The sequence below is a fragment of the Clostridium sp. AM54-37XD genome (assembly GCF_003478225.1).
Classification (GTDB): Bacteria; Bacillota; Clostridia; order Lachnospirales; family Lachnospiraceae; genus Coprococcus; species Coprococcus ammoniilyticus.
Map to the genome: position 1 here is coordinate 127,237 of NZ_QUEV01000007.1, position 17,536 is coordinate 144,772.

Genomic DNA, 17,536 nt, shown 5'->3' on the forward strand with positions numbered 1-17,536 from the left:
GTTGATATATGCGGACATTTCATCTTTAAGACAAAGAGAAATGTCCCGGAATGGCTGCTCACGATAGGGGTAGTTCTGGCTTTTGCCGGGACTACCTTTCTTGGCGTACGCAGTTATTTCGATGATACAGATACAAATGAGCAGGGTATCTATATGGCATATTGCTATATAATGGATGGCAATTCAGACCAGGCAGTCCGGATTCTGAATGATATATCAGGCAGTTCGGAGGAAAAAGAGGTGCTTGGTGCAGCCTGTGATACGATGAATGGCGATTATATCAATGGGTATTTCAAAACCCAGGAGCTATTAGAACGAAAAGGGATCAGCAAGGCTGGCAAAACCTGCCTGACGAAGCTTGATACTTATTGCTCCGAAAAGCTTGGTATGACAGATGGTGGAACAGAGGCATATACGGATTATGAAGCATATCTTTCGGATCTGGAAAAGCAAGGTGCGGTGGAGGAAGCTACATATAAAAGCGGATCCGATGATGTACAGGAAAAGAAGACGGCAGGACAGGAGTTTTTTTCTGCTTTAGAAGAGTATGTGGATGAACGGCATTTCACCAGAAAAGAAAAGCGCAAATATGAAAAGGCGTATGAGCTTGACAACAAGATCCATGGAGTGGCTGTTTCGGAGCTTACAGAGGATGATATCAAGGACCTGAAACATACCTATGGAGAAACAGAGGAGATCCTTCGCAGGGAGGTCAGCTTTTATGTTTATCAACAGGATTATGATAAGGCGAAGGAAAAAGCATCGGAATTGAACCGACAATTTAAAAGTCCGGAGAATACGGTTATTTATACGGATGTGATCGCCGAAGAGGTTTACCGTAACAACATGGATAAAAACTATACAGAGGCTTCCTTTGATATGAAGGATGAGGAGATCAGAAAGCTGGTGAAACAGGCAGAACGTACGAAGGAAAAAGCACAGAAGCTGATTGATGAAGAGGGCTATGAAGGAAAGCATGCGGATGAGATCAATGAATTATTAGAAGAGGCAGATGAAAGTTACAAGGAAGCATGTAATGTTCCGATCAAGCGTGCGGCAAATTATATTCTGGTACAGATACCACGACATGGCGATGATACCGGCTTTTATGAACTGCAGCTGTCGAAGCTGTACCTTGCAATGGATGACCGGGATACTGCAAATGAACATCTGCATCAGATAATTGATAATAGTGCAGCGATCAGCGATCAGTCCTCTTTGAAGGATTCGATCGATGAGGTTGTTACCCAGTATAATCAGATATCCAATGATGCATACAATCCGGAGCTGAATGCAGCTGTGACTGATCTGGTGGACAAACAGAGTGCACAGGTTGTTCCGGTGTCAGAGGATACCATTAATGGTTCATTTAATTCTTATGTATCAACGACTTTGAAATATGACAGGATCAGTATTCATATCAGCCGGATCGATACAACAGATTATCCTGCTATCCGTGCTTACATCAATATTAACGGAACAAAGGATTCCAAGGAAGAGCTGGCAGACCAGTTTACAAAGGAAGACTTTTCAGTGATCGATACACAGTATGAGATAACAGATTTTACCTTACATAGTGGTGCGGAGAGTGAAGGAGCAAGCATCGGTATTGTCATGGATAAGAGTGGAAGCATGGAGGGAGCAGCGCTTGAAAATGCAAAACAGGCAGCGGCAGAAGCAGTCGATCATATAACAGCAGAAAAGATGATGATCATTTCCTATGATAATGAAGCATATCTGGAACAGACCCTGACATCAAAAAGCGGAACCCTGAAGAATTCTATTAATAATATATCAAGTGGTGGTGGAACCAATATTTCGGCTGGTTTAAATCTTGCACTGGATAATCTGGAAAGCGCGAATGGAAGCCGGGCTGTGATCCTGATGTCCGATGGACAGGACGGCGGTTCGGAGGAGGATATGCAGGCGGCAGTTGATCGCGCGGTAGAGCTTGGCATCAGTGTATATACGGTTGGATTTGGTGAGTGTGATGATGCCTATATGCAGGCGATCGCAGAATACACAGGTGGAAAATTTGTAAAGGCAGAGGCATCCACGGAGCTGTCGGATATTTATCTGTATCTGCAGAAATATATTGTCAATAATTACAGCATTGAATATACTGTGACCAGAAATCCGGAAGCAGATCCAAGATTTCTGACGGTTGATATTGCAGAATATAATGCATCAGAGACCAAGGATTATTATATAAATGAAGAAAACAGACCGGAAGATCTGGGGCAGGATGATCTGATCCGGAAGGTAGACGAGAATACACTTGGCATATCATCCGTCACACCGGGGAATGCATCGGAAAAGGATGTAAAGGCAGGTATAACCGTTACCGTAAATGGAGGTGGATTTGCTGATATTGAAAGTGTATTTATCGGAAATACAGCTTTGACGGATATACAGGTAACAGATAGAACAAGTCTGACTGGCGTACTGACCGGAGAACTCACCGCAGGCATTTACGATGTAAAGGTAAGAACAACCGATGGAAGAGTTGTAACCGGAAGTGCTGCTTTCAAGGTATTTAAGGCAGGAACCTCAGAGTCTGTAAGAATAGGAGATATGACGGTCACAGCAGATTCGATCGGACAGGTGGCAGATGACAGGCTGGTAGCCAGTGGTAATGTTATGATCAATGGTTTTATGCATTGCTCAGGTGATATGGAGATGATCGTGGCAGATATGGATCCGGAGCTGGAGCTTGTGTCCGGCAAGACGATAAAGGCAGGAGATTCCGGTACAATTCAGGGTGATGGCAAGCTTTATGTCAGTTATACAGAAATGCAGGAAAAAAGCAGCAGATTTGCGGATCTTGTCATGAATGGCAGGGATTATATTGTTGCAGAGTCAGGCTTTTATGCAACGATAGATGAGGAGAAGACATCCTTTGATCAGAACCTTTCAAACATGAATATATCGATCCCATTTATCATGGATATCAAGGCGGCGGAAGTAAAATTATACAGTAACCGCTTGCAGATCGACATTGATTCGATCCGGGTGGATAAAATGATAAAATCAGGAATTAAGTCACTAAAGCATGAAACCGGTGCCAACAAATACAAAAAGACAGAAAAACCACAGGAAAGAGCCAGCTTAAAGGAATTTGGCGTTTCCGATTTCTTTAAGGGCTTTGATATTTCGGCTTCAGTAGCAGTTACAGCAGATGGACTGGAGTTTGGTGGAGAACTGACTTTGTCTCCGGATGATAAGATCAGCTTTGGAATATTTGGAATAAATGAAATGTCGGTCAAGCTGAATTCGCTGGATCCGGAGCATGAATACTGGAAAATTGGCGGTAAGATTGATTTTTCAACATCAATAGGTGCATTTGGTAATACCGGAATTTCCGGCTTTGATGGATATCTGTCATCCTATTACTGGATTCCGGATACAGTTAAGCTTGATGCAAATCTGCGGCCGGGACCAAGAGTCTGCGAGATAATGGAGATCAATAAGGTAGGCGGAGAATTACAGGGTATGAGCACATTGCTGATCGGACTATATGATTCTCTCGTATCTGAAGAGACAAAGAAGATCCTAAATGCCGGAATCGATCAGACGTTATATGATAAGGATATTAAGCTGATCGGAACTGTTGAGGCAGAGGCGGATCTGTTCGGATGCTTTGGCGACGAGAATACCGGAAATCAGTGGATGAAAAAGTTCAGGCAATGGGGCGAGATCGGAAATGCAAAGGGACAGGTTGAGATCAATTTCAGCGAGCCGGAGTTTGCTGTTTCAGCAGAAATGTCATTGCTTGGTGCTGAAAAAGCAAAGGCAGGAGCCAAGATCAACAAGGATGGACTTGATATATCAGCGGCACTCGAGCTTGGAATTTCCGGTTTTGGCTGCGAGGTAAAAGGAAGTGCAGCAGCAAATCTTGGAGGAAACTTCACTGATCGATATATTAAGATTGGAGTAAATGGAAATGTAGATATGGCGCCGGTGGATGTCCATGCAAAGGGTGACTGCAAGCTCACGATTGATTGGGACAGAGAGTTCAGTAAAGCTAAGGTAACATTAAATTATAAGGCGAATAACGGAAAACAACAGGAAAAATCTATATGGTATGATGAAGATGGAGGTCTGTTCCTGTGGGATAAGATCAGCACATCATCTAATTAAGGGGGCAGTTTAACATGAAGAGAGTAAGGAAAACAATGTGGAAGCTGTGGACAGGCGTATTATTATTTATAGGGATGATCGTCTGGCTTCCGATACAGGTGTGGGCAGCACAGACAGAAGTCGAGATTGATATGCCGGAGGGTTACAGTAAGGCGGTCTTTTATGTAACCTGGGAAAATTATGAACAGCCTGGAACGATTGTGCTGACTTCACCATCCGGTAAAGTATATAGCAAGAAAAAAACGCCGGATCAGGTTTATGAGGCAAATGGCGAAGCAATCATACATGTCGGAAAAGGAGAAGAAGGTACATGGAAGGCTGCGGTAACCGGAGAAAATCTTGGTGTGGTGGACGTAACGATAGGTGAGGTTCCGGATTCGCTGGTCATCAGTAAATTTGAAATATCAGAAAAAGGAACCGGAAGTGTCAAGGTAAACTATAAGATCACAGACTGCCCGGATGAGCTTTATGTGGAGGTGTTTGCAGATACAGATTCAGAGGGCTTTGACGGAACCTGCGTATATAGTGACAATATGGAAAAATCCGGATCGTTTACATTTGATCTGGATCAGCTTCCGAGCGGAGAATATCATTTTTATATCCGTGTATCCGTAGACGGTGTGTATCAGCGTGCCTATAGTGATGCATTTATCAGCTATCAGAATCCGGAGGATGTAGAGAAGGTTTCCGGGGTAAAGGGTGGAACATATAATGATGGATATTATATTTCATGGAAAGCTTCTAATGAGGAAGCTTATACGGTACGGGTTTATGATGAGGCACATAATCTGATCAGAGAAGAGGAGCAGGGAACCACGGATTTCTATTATGATGATTTTACAGGTGATGCTTCTAAGGTTTATCTGGCAGTGATAAGAACAGATGAGAACTGCAGGTATGAGCTTGTGTCGGCAGATGCTGCAGTAAAGGCTGATGCTGATGTAGTCTTTGATACAGATGCAGACAGAACAAAGAGCAGCTTCATTCAGGCAACGGTCACGATGCAGGATAAGAATACATTTGATGCATATCTGGGAGATGAGCGGATACTTACGGATGAAAAAGAAAATGGTATGTATCGGGTGAACTTAAAGGATGGAGATAATACGGTGACCTTTGTTATTACGGATCCGGCAGGCAATACTGTAGAATATTCCAAAGAGATCTATGTGGATACCGTACCACCGCAGTTGTCCATATCCGAGGATGTTGATGGAAAGGTAGTAACCGAAAATACCATTTATCTGAATGGTTATACGGAAGCAGGAGCTTCCCTGACCTTGAATGGCGAACCGGTCGAACTGACACAAAGCTATTTCCATAAAAAAGTGTCACTTGCAAATGGAGAAAATACACTGGAGCTGATCGCAGAGGATGCAGTAGGAAATCAGTCAGTATACAGAGCTGTGGTGACCTATGAAGCTGCAAAAACTGTAAAACGTGTATTTGAATATGTGATACTTGGTGGTCTGGTACTGGTATTATTGATCCTTTATATTATTGTATTTGTCAAGGGGCGAAAAAGGAGGAAGCAGTCATGATCGTATATACAATCATTCAGGTGGTCATTACGCTTGCTGCGGCTGGTGTGATCGGTTACAGTATATTTCTGACTGTACAGGTTTCCGGTGACCGGCTGCTGACCATGGACAGTACATTAGGTTATCGGTACGCGGTTGCTTATCGCCAGTGGCAGTTATATGCAGGCATTGCTATTGCGGTATTGCTGTTTTTGTGGGTGCTGTATATACTGGCTTGGCGTAGATACAGGATGAAACACAGAGAAGAGCGTCTGGCAAAAAAAACAGCGAAAAAGAGGCAAAAAGGCAGGAAAAACAGAAGAAAAAGACAGATGCAAAGAAGCCTCAGACAGCTGCCGGTGACACAGTATCAGATAATTATGATGTAAGCATGCAAAGCTATTATCCAAATGGATATGATACAGATAACTGGGGCTATTATCCAAATGGATATGCTGCAGAGAATCAGGGCTATTATCCGAATGGATATGCTGCAGAGAATCAGGGCTATTATCCGAATGGATATAGTGCAGAGGATCAGACGTATTATCCGAATAGCTATAATGCAGATATACAGGGAGGTTATCCGGATGAATATGCTGCAAATGCACAGACATATATGCCGGATACATATGGACAATATATATCATCGGACGAAAAGAATGCTCCAGACACAAAAACAGGAATGAAATGAAAAAGAGTCATTTCAGCCGTTAACGAATCTTGTTATTAACAAAAGGGGATGTAAAAAAACTCCCCTAAAAAGAAAAAATAGCTATGGGCTTGTGCCTATAGCTATTTTTGGTATAATAAATTATGCAACTAACTCAAAATACCAAGGGTAATTATACACCTCGTTTTCAGGTATTTATCCGATCTCGCCGTGCTTCTCATAGCTTGTGATGCGGGAAATGGAATTATCTTCATTTACAAATACAACAGTCGGACGATAATCTTTGGCCTCTTCCGGTGTCATGGAGGCATAACACATCAGAATGATATGGTCTCCGACCTGAACCTGTCTGGCTGCTGCACCATTTAGGCACATCACACCCGATCCCGGTTCTCCGGCGATGGTATAGGTCTCAAAACGATTTCCGTTTTCGATATCAACGATCTGCACCATTTCATATTCAAGGATCCCGGCTTTCTTCAAAAGCTCTGAATCTACGGTAATACTGCCGACATAATTCAGTTCAGCCTGTGTAACAACGGCTCTGTGGATCTTACTTTTTAACATGGTAATATTCATTAGAATGACACCTCTTTATTCTTTCTCACCGCACATACTATAACATAAAAAGAAAAAATGCAATATAGAAATACAAGAAATTGTAGAAAAAGGATGCAAAAAGGATGCAGATATATTGCATAAATTATGTATTGGTCATGTACATTTAATATGTCGGGAAAATGAGACGAAAGCTTAAGAAAGTTTAATAAAAAAATAGACCCGTATTAATGAACAAAATCGATGGTTTGTGTTAATATTTTTACAGCACTGAAAAAATATACATATTAATTTTGTTTGTTAAAATGTAGGATCACAGCAGGAGGTAATTATTTTGAAGAAAATAAGAAAAGAAACAGCAGGTAATAAGACAACACAGGTAAGCAGAAAAATGCGCTATAAAAAGATGGCAGCACTTGCCATTGCAGGAGTTCTGGCAACAGGAACTGCACTTACAGGCTGTGGAAAGAAGAATATAGATTACAGTGTAGACGGTGAATCAGGAAACGGAGGCAGCTCGGATAGTGGAAGCCTTCAGGGTAAGTACGGAATACCGGAATCCTGTGATACTACACTGGACGCTGGAAGCAGCGGGATCAGCAAACTTGCAATAGAAGCAGATGAGGTAACAGTGCCGGATACGGTAGATCTTCCGACTGTATATGTAAAAAGAAAAGAATCATCAAATGATACTAGAAAACAGATCGTAGAAGCTGTTCTTGAAAAAGACAAAGGTATTTATACATATGATTATAACAATATGACAAAAGCAGATATTCAGGACCAGATCGATGAGTATGAAAAGGAAAAGAAGGATTCTGCAGCAAATGGAGATAATTCCAGTGCATCCTGGTTTGATTCCATGATCTCCGACCTGAAAGATCAGCTTCAGAATGCACCGGATGAATATCCGGCGGCTGATGATTATTCCGGTAGTGCCTTTATCGGAGAGATCAACGGAAGAAAATATATTATGTATATGGATGATCAGGAAGGCGGAAGTGGTTCCGTAGGTCTGAAGGATTCATTGATCACCTACCGTCCAAAAGATGGAATGAACGGAGTATATTATTCAACTCCGGATAGCGGGGATGATCTGTCAGATGCAGATGTGTCAGCCTCAAATGTATGTACATTTACAAAGGAAGAAGCACAGTCCATTGCAGATGATTTTATCAGTAAGGTCGGTATCTCAGATGCTTCCCTGAATGATACACAGGATCTTTACTGGTATTACTATGGAACAGATGGGAATACCGAGGCTGTTGATGTCGATGGGTATGTATTTACATACAGCAGAGCGATCAATAATCAGACTACCGATGTTCCGGAAGCCTGGAATGTTGATAATATTACGCAGGATGATGGATCGGTAAGCATTCCTGCTGAAACCTGTACGGTATATGTTGATTCTAATGGTATTATATCTGCAAGCTGGGTATCCTATCTGGAAACAACCGGAAAAACAGAGTCAAATGAACTCTTATCATTTAAGGAGCTGTTAGAAAAAGCAAATAAGAATATTGCAGAATACTATACCACATATCCAACCAGATATAAAAAAGTAGAGTTTAATTCTATGAAGCTTGGATATTATCTGGAGAAGACAGATGAAGAAGGAACATTCAAATATGTACCTGCATGGATATTGACACAGTATGAGGATATGACCGATTCCACAAATGAGACATATCCAACCCAGATGGTTGTCCTTGATGCTACAGATGGTACGGTGATCGATCTGATGGAACTGTCCAAGCACTTGGCACATATCAGAGTTATGAAACAGATACGATCGCAAGAGATGTATCTGATGACGGCAGTTCATCGATATCTACTATAGATGATGATACCAACACTTCCGGAGATTCCACAGGTAGTGAAGGAGATTCCACAGAGGGTGATGCAGATACAACCGGTGATACGACTGAAGAGTAATCGGTCGCGGAACATGGCGCAAAATAATATGTCATTTACTGGATTGGATCCAGAAGCTATAATAAATGAGAGAAGAAAAGAGGAGGTTCTTATATGCAGAACAAAACAAAGAGTAAAGAGGGATTTCGTACATATCGTAAGAAGATGGCAGCTATACTGTTGGTTGGTATGCTGGCAGTCAGCACAGCAGTTACCGGCTGTGGCAAGAAGGATATTGATTATGATGTAGAAGGAAATGGTGGTTCCGGAAGCAATGCGGACAGTGGCAGCCTGCAGGGTAAATATGGTATTCCGGAAAGCTGTGATACAGAGATCGCAACAGGAGATTCCGGTATTCAGAAGATTGCGATCGATGCAGAAGAAGTGATCGTTCCGGATACAGGAGATCTCTATGTTGCATCGTTTAAGAAGAAGGAAACAACAAATGATAGTAAAAAAGAAATAGTAGAAGCAGTTCTGGACAAAGATAAGGGTATCTATGAATATGATTACGATAAGCGTACCAAAGAAGATATTCAGACTGAGATCGATATGTATGAAGCCGAAAAGAAAAAAGGTGACAGTGACATGACATCTTATTATGATTCCTGGATCAATGATCTGAAGGATGAGCTTGCGACTGCACCGGATGAATATCCTGCAGCAGGCGATTATACAGGAGATACTTTTATTGGTTCGATCGGAGATGCAAGGTTTACGGTATCCACTCCGAGCGAGGAAAATGGTACAACCGGATATTCCCTGTATCTTGCGGATGATTTCTTAAAATATCGTCCAAAGGATGGGGCAAGCGGATGTTATTCAACTTCCATGGACGATTACATGCAGTATAGTGCAGACGAGTCAGATTCTGTAGATGCAAATACAAATCAGTGTACATTTTCAGAAGATGAAGCAAGGCAGATGGCAGATGATTTCCTTGCAAAAGTCGGATGTACGGATGTAACCTTAAAGAATACATCAGCACTTTGTTGGGTTTATTATGATGATAATGGTGACAACCAGTCAACAGATGTGGATGGATATACATTCACATATTCAAGAGCGATCAATAACCAGCCAACCGCAACAGTAAATGCATGGAATGTCGATAACATCCAGCAGGACAATGCATCCATTGATATTCCAAAGGAGGAATGCTCCATCAGCATTGATTCCAAGGGTATCAATAGTGCAAGCTGGAGCGAATATCTGGAAGCAGATGGAGAACCACAGGCAACACAGATTCTTTCCTATAAGGATCTGTTAGATAAAATGAATGAAACCGTTCCTGAATATTACAGCAAGTACACATCTCATTACAAGAAGATTGAATTTAACGGTATGGAGCTGACCTATTTCCTGAAAGCAGGAGACAAAGAAGGAACCTTTGAATATATTCCGGCATGGATATTATCCCAGTATGAGGAATATCAGGATTATACAGATAAGGACAGCCCGACACAGATGGTTGTAGTCGATGCAAGAGACGGATCAGTGATCGATCTTCTGGAACTGGCCAAGTCACTTGGCACATATTATACATATGATGACAAAGACGATTCCGATACAGAAGACGTAGACGATACGGATACAGACACAGATACATCTTCTGAAGATACATCCGCTGAGGACACTTCTGCCGAAGATACATCTTCTGAAGAATAAAAATATTAATATAAAAGATATGCTCATGTACTGTTTCATGTAATAAGCAGTACATGAGCATTTTTAATTATTCAGAAAATATACAGCTATGATGCGAAAATGATTTTTCCCTGTGTTTTAATTAGAAAGTCGTAAGATAATTTGGAGAAAAAATACAAAAATTGGAGAAGATACGGATACTTCAGATAGTGCAGAGAAGTGACCGGGATTGGGAAAGAAATAAAATATATTTACGATATGAGGAGGAAGGAAGATGAGAAAACAGATCAGGAGAAGAGGAACCGCCTGGCTGATGTTTGGAACAATGATGATGGCGGCGGTATTTACCGGATGCGGGAAAAAAGATATCGACTATGATATCGATGAATCTGGCGGAAAAAAGGACAGCGGAAGTATTCAGGATAAGTACGATATTCCAAAGTCATATGATGACAGTATAGCAGTAGGGGATTCGGGTTTGAGTGAGATCACATTGAAGGTGGATGAGATCTCGGTTCCTGATACATCAATCATGTATACTGAGAAGTTAACAAAGAATGATACCGCAGGAGAGGCACTTAAAAAAATAGCGGAAGCGATATTTGATAAGAGCAAAGGAATCTATGCTTATGATGAGAACAATCAGACAAAGGCAGATATAGAAGAACAGATCGCATCCTATGAACAACTGAAAAAAGAGCTGGGAACCGATGCGGAACGTATTAAGGAGATAAATGATACGCTTACAGAGCTTCAGGATGAGCTGGAAAAAGCACCGGAAGATTATCCGGCTGCCGGAGATTATTCTGCAACAAAGTACCTTGGAACATGTGGTCAATATGAATTTGTTCTGAGGACACCGGATGATATGATTTTAAGCTATGATTTATCATTGAAGGAGGATGCCATGGTATATAGACCTGCAGACGGAACAGAGGATGGAACGGAGATGATCGATCATGGCGGCTATGTGTCATTAAATGACAGTATAAAATATGGTTCCGAAGGTGCAGAGGAGGCACTGAACGATAAAAACCAGTGTAAATATTCAGAAGAGGAAGCATTGGAGATAGCAGAAGAATTTCTGAAGAAGATCGACTGTAATGATATGACACTTGGAGAGTCCTCCGCACTGGCATGGACCTATGATGATGCTTTATCAACGCTTATAGAGCGTGATATTGATGGGTATTATTTTACATTTGACCGGATGATAAAGGATCAGTCTCTTGGAGAGGGCTTACAGGCATTGAATGTTGACAATATGGTGCAGCAGGAAGCAGGTGTGGATATACCTACAGATTACTGTAAGATTGCGGTGGATGATAATGGAGTGATCGGAGCTGTCTGGACGAATAATCTGTCTGTCGAAGGTGAGGCAGAGGAAACAGAACTGCTTTCTTTTAAAGAACTGATGAAGCGGGCGGATTCATCTGTTTCTGAATATTATGCAAAGTATAATACACAGTACAAGTCGATCGAATTTAATCGTATGCAGCTTACCTATTGTCTGAAACCGGGAGCACAGGTCGGTGAATTTGAATATGTGCCGGCATGGATCATATCGCAGGTTGAAGTATATGAATTTGATGAAGTTACATATGAAGATCCTCAACAGATGGTCGTGCTGGATGCAACCGACGGATCCTATATTGATATCCTTGAGGTATCGAAGGCACTGGGAACATGCAGTGTAATACAGGATTAAACGGAGGCGGTATAAGGATAATAAAAGAAGTCATTTTTATCTGATATATGAGGGAAAACGGGAAAATCTTTAAGTAAGAAGGGATACAAATGATGAAAATGGACATTACAAAAAGAAGAAAAATGATGGCACTGTTTCTTGCAGGAACTCTTACAGTATCTGCGGCTGTTACAGGATGCGGAAGGAAAAATGTAGACTACAATGTAGATAATACCCAGCCGAAACAAACAGAGGCGGATCTGGGACAGACGGAGACATCTGCATCCGGAGAAGATCTGGATAGTGGAAGTCTGTGGAGTAAGTATAAGATTCCATTTACCTGTGATACGGAGATTGCGGTTGGAGATACCGGCTTATCAAAGATCCATGTAACGGATGATGATATCAGTGTTCCGGATACCTCTGACCTTCAGATCGCACAGTATAAGAAGAAAGATCCGGAGAGTAATGAAGTGAAGAAGCAGGTGGCAGAGAATCTGTTTGATAAGGATGAGGGAATCTATGTATATGATTCCATGCATCGGATAAAAAAGGACATTCAGGCAGAGATCACACAGTATCAGACAGCAAAGGAGAATTATCCGGATCCTGTATTTGCGGATTCCTATGATTCATGGATCAGCGATCTGGAAACGGAACTGGCAGATGCCCCGGACAGTTATCCGGCTGCCGGAGATTATTCCGCGGATGATTATGTTGGTACTGTGGATGGGAAGGAATATGAATTGTATTACAAAACCGACAGCGTTTATCGTTCCTTTAATATGCGGGAAGATTTTATGATGTATCGTCCGAAAGAAAAGGCAACGTATGTCACGCCATATTCAAAGGCTGACTATGAAAGAGAGACAGGAACAGAAGCGGATCAGGAGAATACAGTTCAGAATGCCTGCAGCTATTCCAAAGAGGAAGCACAGATGAAGGCAGAAGAATTTCTGTCGAAGATCGGTGCGAAGGATGTAGCCTTACAGGACAGTTCTGATCTTTACTGGGTATATACAGATGCGACAAATTCGGTTGTTGCTACGGATGTGGATGGGTATTCGTTCACCTACGTAAGAGCTGTTGATAAGCAGCCGGTGTCAACGATGGCATTTAATCAGGTTGAAAATCTGCAGAAGCAGGTGGAATATTATGATGTGCCGGTTGAACGCTATGAGATCACAATGGATTCCAATGGAATCATCAATGCGAACTGGTGTGATTATCTGGAGTCCACCGGAGAAAGCACAAAGACTGAGATCCTTTCATTTCCGGAGCTGCTTGAAAAGGCAAATGAAACCATACCGGAATATTACAAAACCTATCCATGTAAATATAACGCGATCAATTTTAATGATGTGACCTTGACCTATTACCTGACAGCAGGCGCAGCAGATGGACAATTTGAATATAAACCTGTCTGGATCTTTTCTTCCTGTGATGATAAATCGGATCCGGATTATCCAAGTGAGATGGTGGTATTAGATGCAGCCGATGGGTCTGTGATCGATATGTTGAATGTAGCAATGAAGATATCAACAGATTAAAATTAGACTTGATATTCAATCCCGGTTATGTGAAAATGGTAGCAGGTAAAAATGGTTACATATGTATATTAAGGGATACATTATATGAGTACACAAAACAGTCTTGTTATCATAAAAGAGAAAATTGCAGGTGTCATGCTGGATGATAAGCGCATGAAAGCGGATGATATTGCTAAAAAAGTCCTGAAGGGAAGAAAACGGGAATGCAGCACGCCTCCAAAGTGGATGCAGGATGCATTTCATATTACAAAGGCAGAGTCAGAGAATGGATTATGCTATTATGTGAAACCAAAGAAGAAAGAGGTAAAGAATTTCTTCTTTTATATCCATGGCGGCGGTCATTGTATGGAAATCAACAAAAACCAGTGGGAATTTGTTGCGACTGTGGTCGAGGAAAATGGATATGGTGCGGCTGTTCCGATCTATCCGCTGGCGCCAGAGCATAATGCACAGGATACCTTTGATATGCTGATCGGGACATACAGACATCTGACCAGGCAGGAGACGATCGACCGTCTGGTTGTTGTTGGAGATTCCACAGGCGGTGGACTGGCGTTATCACTGGCAGTTCTGGCATGGAAGGAAGGTGTTCGCAGACCGGATAAGCTGGTGTTGTTATCACCTTCATTAGATACAGAATTTATGGATGGAAATCTCGCCAATCATATGCTTGATCGCAAGAAAGAGGTACGGAAGTATTATTACCGGCTGGGCATTAAGGAATTTCTTAGCAGGTACTGGATTCAGGATCTGTATCATCAGAATGAATATACCTGCCCGATCTATGCGGATCTGACTGATATCTGTGATGAGATCGCCATATTCACAGTAGAAAATGATCTGCTGAACAGCTATGCAAGATTATTATATGATAAGCTTAAGAAAGAGCAGATCCGGATTCACTATTTTGAATATTTTGGAATGCCGCATGACTATATCGAGCATCAGCATGTGCCGGAATGCCGTATGATCATCAATCGTATCAGCGACAGTATCAAGGATGAAGCAAAGCTTGTAAATCCTGAGATCAAGCGTGCAGTATGGGCACGGTCAATGGTAGCGGAACGATATCCGAAGCTGTTTCAGGATGATGAGTCGATTAAGATTGCAGCCAAATTAAATGTGTCACATAAGGATTTCAATGCGATGTATCAGGAATATGATCGCCTTGTTAAGATTGGACGGATCGTAGAGATTGACAAACGGGTAAAACAGTTTATTATGAGGTATGCAGATGGCGTTATTGTAAATGTCGGAGCTGAGTTAGATACCATGTTTTCCCGCATGGATAATGGCAGGATCCGATGGTACAATGTAGATATGCCTGAGACCATGGAACTGCGGCGCAAGATGGTGGAGAGCAGGGACCGGGAGCAGAATATCGGCAAATCAATCCTTGATTTTTCATGGCTTGACAGTGTGAAGAAGAAACCGGGTGAAGCAATCCTATTTGTATGCTGTGATGTAACGAAGTATTTTACGGATAAGAAGCTGCAGGCGTTTCTGAATGCGATATGGGAGCGGTTTCCGGGTGCTGAGGTACTGTTTGATGTCAAGAATTCCGTTGGCAGAAAACGGGCAAATTTGAAAGTATTAACAGGAAAGAAGAAAGGTTCGTTTATAAAAGTAAGTATTGATAACTGTACCAGCCTGATGTATGACTGGAATATCAAGTACAGAGTGTTGTATGACAAGGCGATTCTGAATCAGGAAGATATCACGGAGATGTTTTCTTCTGATATAGCAAAAAAGTATCGTCATGCGATCAGACGAAAATATGATAAGATCATACAGCTTCGGTTAGGTACGGAACGAATTGCAATATAAACGGCTTGTGACTGACATGAGAGAAGCAGACAGAAGAAAACAATTAGCAAAAAGAATGAAATATGCAGTGTGCATCGGTACAGGAATTGTAATTGGAATCATAGCAGGAATCTGTATTGGTATTGATTATAATAAGACAACCAGATCGACACCTGCCTTGTACACGGAAATGGAACATGGTCTAGAACTGACACCGGGAGAACTGGCAAATCTGATCTATGACAATTACTGGAATTATATCAAGAAGAGTTACATCATTGTAGGAGATGATAAAGAAACTGCACAGCTTTATAAGATCAGTAGTAAGGTAGCCAGACATAATTATGATTTGGAACGGTTTCAACTGGATGATAATGGCTATATGAGTTATTCGGATGATAAAATCAAGCATGCAAAGCTTGGAATCGATGTATCCAGTCATCAGGGATCAATCGACTGGGAGACAGTTAAAGAAGCTGGTATTAAGTTTGCAATGATCCGTTTGGGATATCGTGGATATACACAGGGTGGTCTGGCACTGGATGACAGCTATGTGACGAATATAGAAACGGCTCTGGAAGCGGAAATGCCGGTTGGGGTATATTTCTATACACAGGCAGTAAGTTATGATGAAGGAGTAGAAGAAGCACAGTATGTACTTCAGAATATCGCAGATTATAAGATCAGTTATCCGGTTGTAATTGATACGGAGAAGATGGAAGCAGAAGGTGCCCGCGCAAATGATATTTCAAATGAAGAGCGTACCGATGCCATTGTTGGTTTTTGTGAGACGATAAAAGATGCCGGATATACACCGATGATCTATGCAAATAGAAACTGGTATGCGCAGAATCTGGATATGGATCGATTGGGTGATTATCAGCTCTGGCTGGCACAATATTCCAATGTACCCGATTTCCCATATCTGTTTACCGGCTGGCAGTATACCAGTGAGGGAAGTGTGCCGGGAATCTCAGGATCCGTTGATATTGACGTCTGGATGAAATAGAAAACATTAAGAATATGATTATAGTACAGAATCCATCTGCTTTATAACAATACAGAGCAGATGGATTCTTGTCTATGATAAAATTATAAAATTAAAACATCCATATTTTATAATACAGATAAATGCTGTAAATAAAGGTATGGATGTTTTTTATGTGATAAATCGTCTTATTTAATTGTAAAGGTTACGTTCTGAACCTTGCCGTTCTTTGACCAGATGGTCAGGGTATGTGTTCCCTTTTTCTTAACGACTGTGTTCTTCTTAACTACCTTGCCGTCCAGTTTCATCTTTACAAGGCTCTTGCTGTTGGATACTGTGATCTTCTTGCCGGCTTTGTAGGACTTGTTGTTCTTAACGGCTGTTGTCTTTGCTGTTTTTGTAACCTTACTGGTAGATGCGTAGAAGTTTTTCTTCTTGCTGGCATCCCTGATAGTCCATGAAACGGTCTTTGATTTGTTTGAAAGCTTACCGTTTGTGGTCTTAACCTTATTCTTAAATGAAACCTTTACATTCATGTAGAATGACAGGCTGTCAGTAAGATCGTTTTTCTGAAGCTGTGCAGCGTCGGCAAGTTTTGCAATTGTAAGATTACTGCCTGCTGTAGAAGGATCAAGTGTAGCATAGAAGAAATTCTTTGTCAGACATACATTTGTGTAACCTGCAGATGAAAGTAAAGCTTCGATATCACTGAGTTTCTTGTTTTTTACAGTCATGGAGAACATATGGTAGGTAACACCATCGATCTTCTTTTTTGAATATTTGGCACCGGATCCCTTAAGTTCATTAATGAGTTCTTTTTTTGTCATTTCAGACATGCTGGCAAGTCCATCCAACATTTCATCATCATAACCCTGTTCAATCGTACAGGTTGCTTTGGTGGCAGAGGTGAGTTTTACGGTTGTGTTAATAGCAGAACCGCAGCCGGTCATCATCAGACCAAAGATGCAGACACACAATGCCAAAAGTACGTGTTTCATTTTTTTGTTCATAGATACCCTCCTATAATAAAATTTTGTCTACAGACTCAGT

The 17,536-nt window shown here is 41.5% G+C and carries 12 protein-coding genes; 10 read left to right on the forward strand and 2 right to left on the reverse strand.

Annotation, left to right across the window (positions count from 1 at the left end):
• Positions 1-153: 153 nt before the first annotated feature.
• Genes DXA07_RS08415 through DXA07_RS08430 form a run of 4 tightly spaced genes read left to right on the forward strand, consistent with a single transcriptional unit; the run spans position 154 to position 6,354 of the window.
• Positions 154-4,140, forward strand: coding sequence for a VWA domain-containing protein (locus DXA07_RS08415; RefSeq protein WP_118484252.1), 3,987 nt, complete (start codon positions 154-156; stop codon positions 4,138-4,140).
• Positions 4,141-4,154: 14 nt separating this feature from the next.
• Positions 4,155-5,681 (forward strand): hypothetical protein, encoded by a 1,527-nt coding sequence (locus DXA07_RS08420; protein ID WP_117822027.1) that lies wholly within the window; start codon positions 4,155-4,157, stop codon positions 5,679-5,681.
• Positions 5,678-6,049, forward strand: a complete 372-nt coding sequence (locus DXA07_RS08425; protein WP_118484254.1) for a hypothetical protein — start codon at positions 5,678-5,680, stop codon at positions 6,047-6,049. Before DXA07_RS08420 ends, DXA07_RS08425 begins: the two co-directional genes overlap by 4 nt.
• A 2-nt stretch (positions 6,050-6,051) precedes the next feature.
• Entirely contained in the window at positions 6,052-6,354 is a 303-nt protein-coding gene (locus DXA07_RS08430; protein ID WP_118484256.1) for a hypothetical protein, read from the forward strand.
• Between the two features lie 174 nt (positions 6,355-6,528).
• Here DXA07_RS08430 and panD read toward each other — a convergent pair whose 3' ends face one another.
• Entirely contained in the window at positions 6,529-6,912 is a 384-nt protein-coding gene (panD, locus tag DXA07_RS08435; RefSeq protein WP_117822025.1) for an aspartate 1-decarboxylase, read from the reverse strand.
• A gap of 313 nt (positions 6,913-7,225) precedes the next feature.
• On the opposite strand from panD, the gene DXA07_RS08440 reads away from it, so the two are divergent.
• The 6 genes from DXA07_RS08440 (at position 7,226) to DXA07_RS08465 (ending at position 16,507) form a co-directional block, all read left to right on the forward strand.
• Positions 7,226-8,734 carry a DUF6034 family protein gene (locus DXA07_RS08440; RefSeq protein WP_118484258.1) on the forward strand — a complete coding sequence of 503 codons (1,509 nt, stop codon included), beginning with the start codon at positions 7,226-7,228 and terminating at the stop codon, positions 8,732-8,734.
• 188 nt (positions 8,735-8,922) lie between these two features.
• Positions 8,923-10,476, forward strand: a complete 1,554-nt coding sequence (locus DXA07_RS08445) for a DUF6034 family protein (protein ID WP_117822023.1) — start codon at positions 8,923-8,925, stop codon at positions 10,474-10,476.
• A gap of 253 nt (positions 10,477-10,729) precedes the next feature.
• Entirely contained in the window at positions 10,730-12,163 is a 1,434-nt protein-coding gene (locus DXA07_RS08450; RefSeq protein WP_117822022.1) for a hypothetical protein, read from the forward strand.
• An 89-nt stretch (positions 12,164-12,252) separates the two neighbouring features.
• Positions 12,253-13,692, forward strand: a complete 1,440-nt coding sequence (locus tag DXA07_RS08455) for a DUF6034 family protein (RefSeq protein ID WP_117822021.1) — start codon at positions 12,253-12,255, stop codon at positions 13,690-13,692.
• 84 nt (positions 13,693-13,776) lie between these two features.
• Positions 13,777-15,519: an alpha/beta hydrolase fold domain-containing protein gene (locus DXA07_RS08460; RefSeq protein ID WP_117822020.1), complete on the forward strand. Its 1,743-nt coding sequence runs from the start codon at positions 13,777-13,779 to the stop codon at positions 15,517-15,519.
• 16 nt (positions 15,520-15,535) lie between these two features.
• On the forward strand, positions 15,536-16,507 hold the full coding sequence (locus DXA07_RS08465; RefSeq protein WP_117822019.1) for a glycoside hydrolase family 25 protein: 972 nt from the start codon (positions 15,536-15,538) through the stop codon (positions 16,505-16,507).
• Between the two features lie 167 nt (positions 16,508-16,674).
• Here the strand turns inward: DXA07_RS08465 and DXA07_RS08470 are convergent, their stop codons facing one another.
• Positions 16,675-17,496: a hypothetical protein gene (locus DXA07_RS08470; RefSeq protein ID WP_117822018.1), complete on the reverse strand. Its 822-nt coding sequence runs from the start codon at positions 17,494-17,496 to the stop codon at positions 16,675-16,677.
• Between the last annotated feature and the right edge of the window lie 40 nt (positions 17,497-17,536).

What these genes read in the sequence shown, in the direction of transcription:
- DXA07_RS08415 (WP_118484252.1), top strand. Translation starts at nt 154, where the DNA reads ATGGCATATTGCTATATAATGGATGGCAATTCAGACCAGGCAGTCCGG.
- DXA07_RS08465 (WP_117822019.1), top strand. Translation starts at nt 15,536, where the DNA reads ATGAGAGAAGCAGACAGAAGAAAACAATTAGCAAAAAGAATGAAATAT.
- DXA07_RS08460 (WP_117822020.1), top strand. Translation starts at nt 13,777, where the DNA reads ATGAGTACACAAAACAGTCTTGTTATCATAAAAGAGAAAATTGCAGGT.
- DXA07_RS08470 (WP_117822018.1), bottom strand. Translation starts at nt 17,496, where the DNA reads ATGAACAAAAAAATGAAACACGTACTTTTGGCATTGTGTGTCTGCATC.
- DXA07_RS08430 (WP_118484256.1), top strand. Translation starts at nt 6,052, where the DNA reads ATGCAAAGCTATTATCCAAATGGATATGATACAGATAACTGGGGCTAT.
- DXA07_RS08425 (WP_118484254.1), top strand. Translation starts at nt 5,678, where the DNA reads ATGATCGTATATACAATCATTCAGGTGGTCATTACGCTTGCTGCGGCT.
- DXA07_RS08445 (WP_117822023.1), top strand. Translation starts at nt 8,923, where the DNA reads ATGCAGAACAAAACAAAGAGTAAAGAGGGATTTCGTACATATCGTAAG.
- DXA07_RS08450 (WP_117822022.1), top strand. Translation starts at nt 10,730, where the DNA reads ATGAGAAAACAGATCAGGAGAAGAGGAACCGCCTGGCTGATGTTTGGA.
- DXA07_RS08455 (WP_117822021.1), top strand. Translation starts at nt 12,253, where the DNA reads ATGATGAAAATGGACATTACAAAAAGAAGAAAAATGATGGCACTGTTT.
- panD (WP_117822025.1), bottom strand. Translation starts at nt 6,912, where the DNA reads ATGAATATTACCATGTTAAAAAGTAAGATCCACAGAGCCGTTGTTACA.
- DXA07_RS08420 (WP_117822027.1), top strand. Translation starts at nt 4,155, where the DNA reads ATGAAGAGAGTAAGGAAAACAATGTGGAAGCTGTGGACAGGCGTATTA.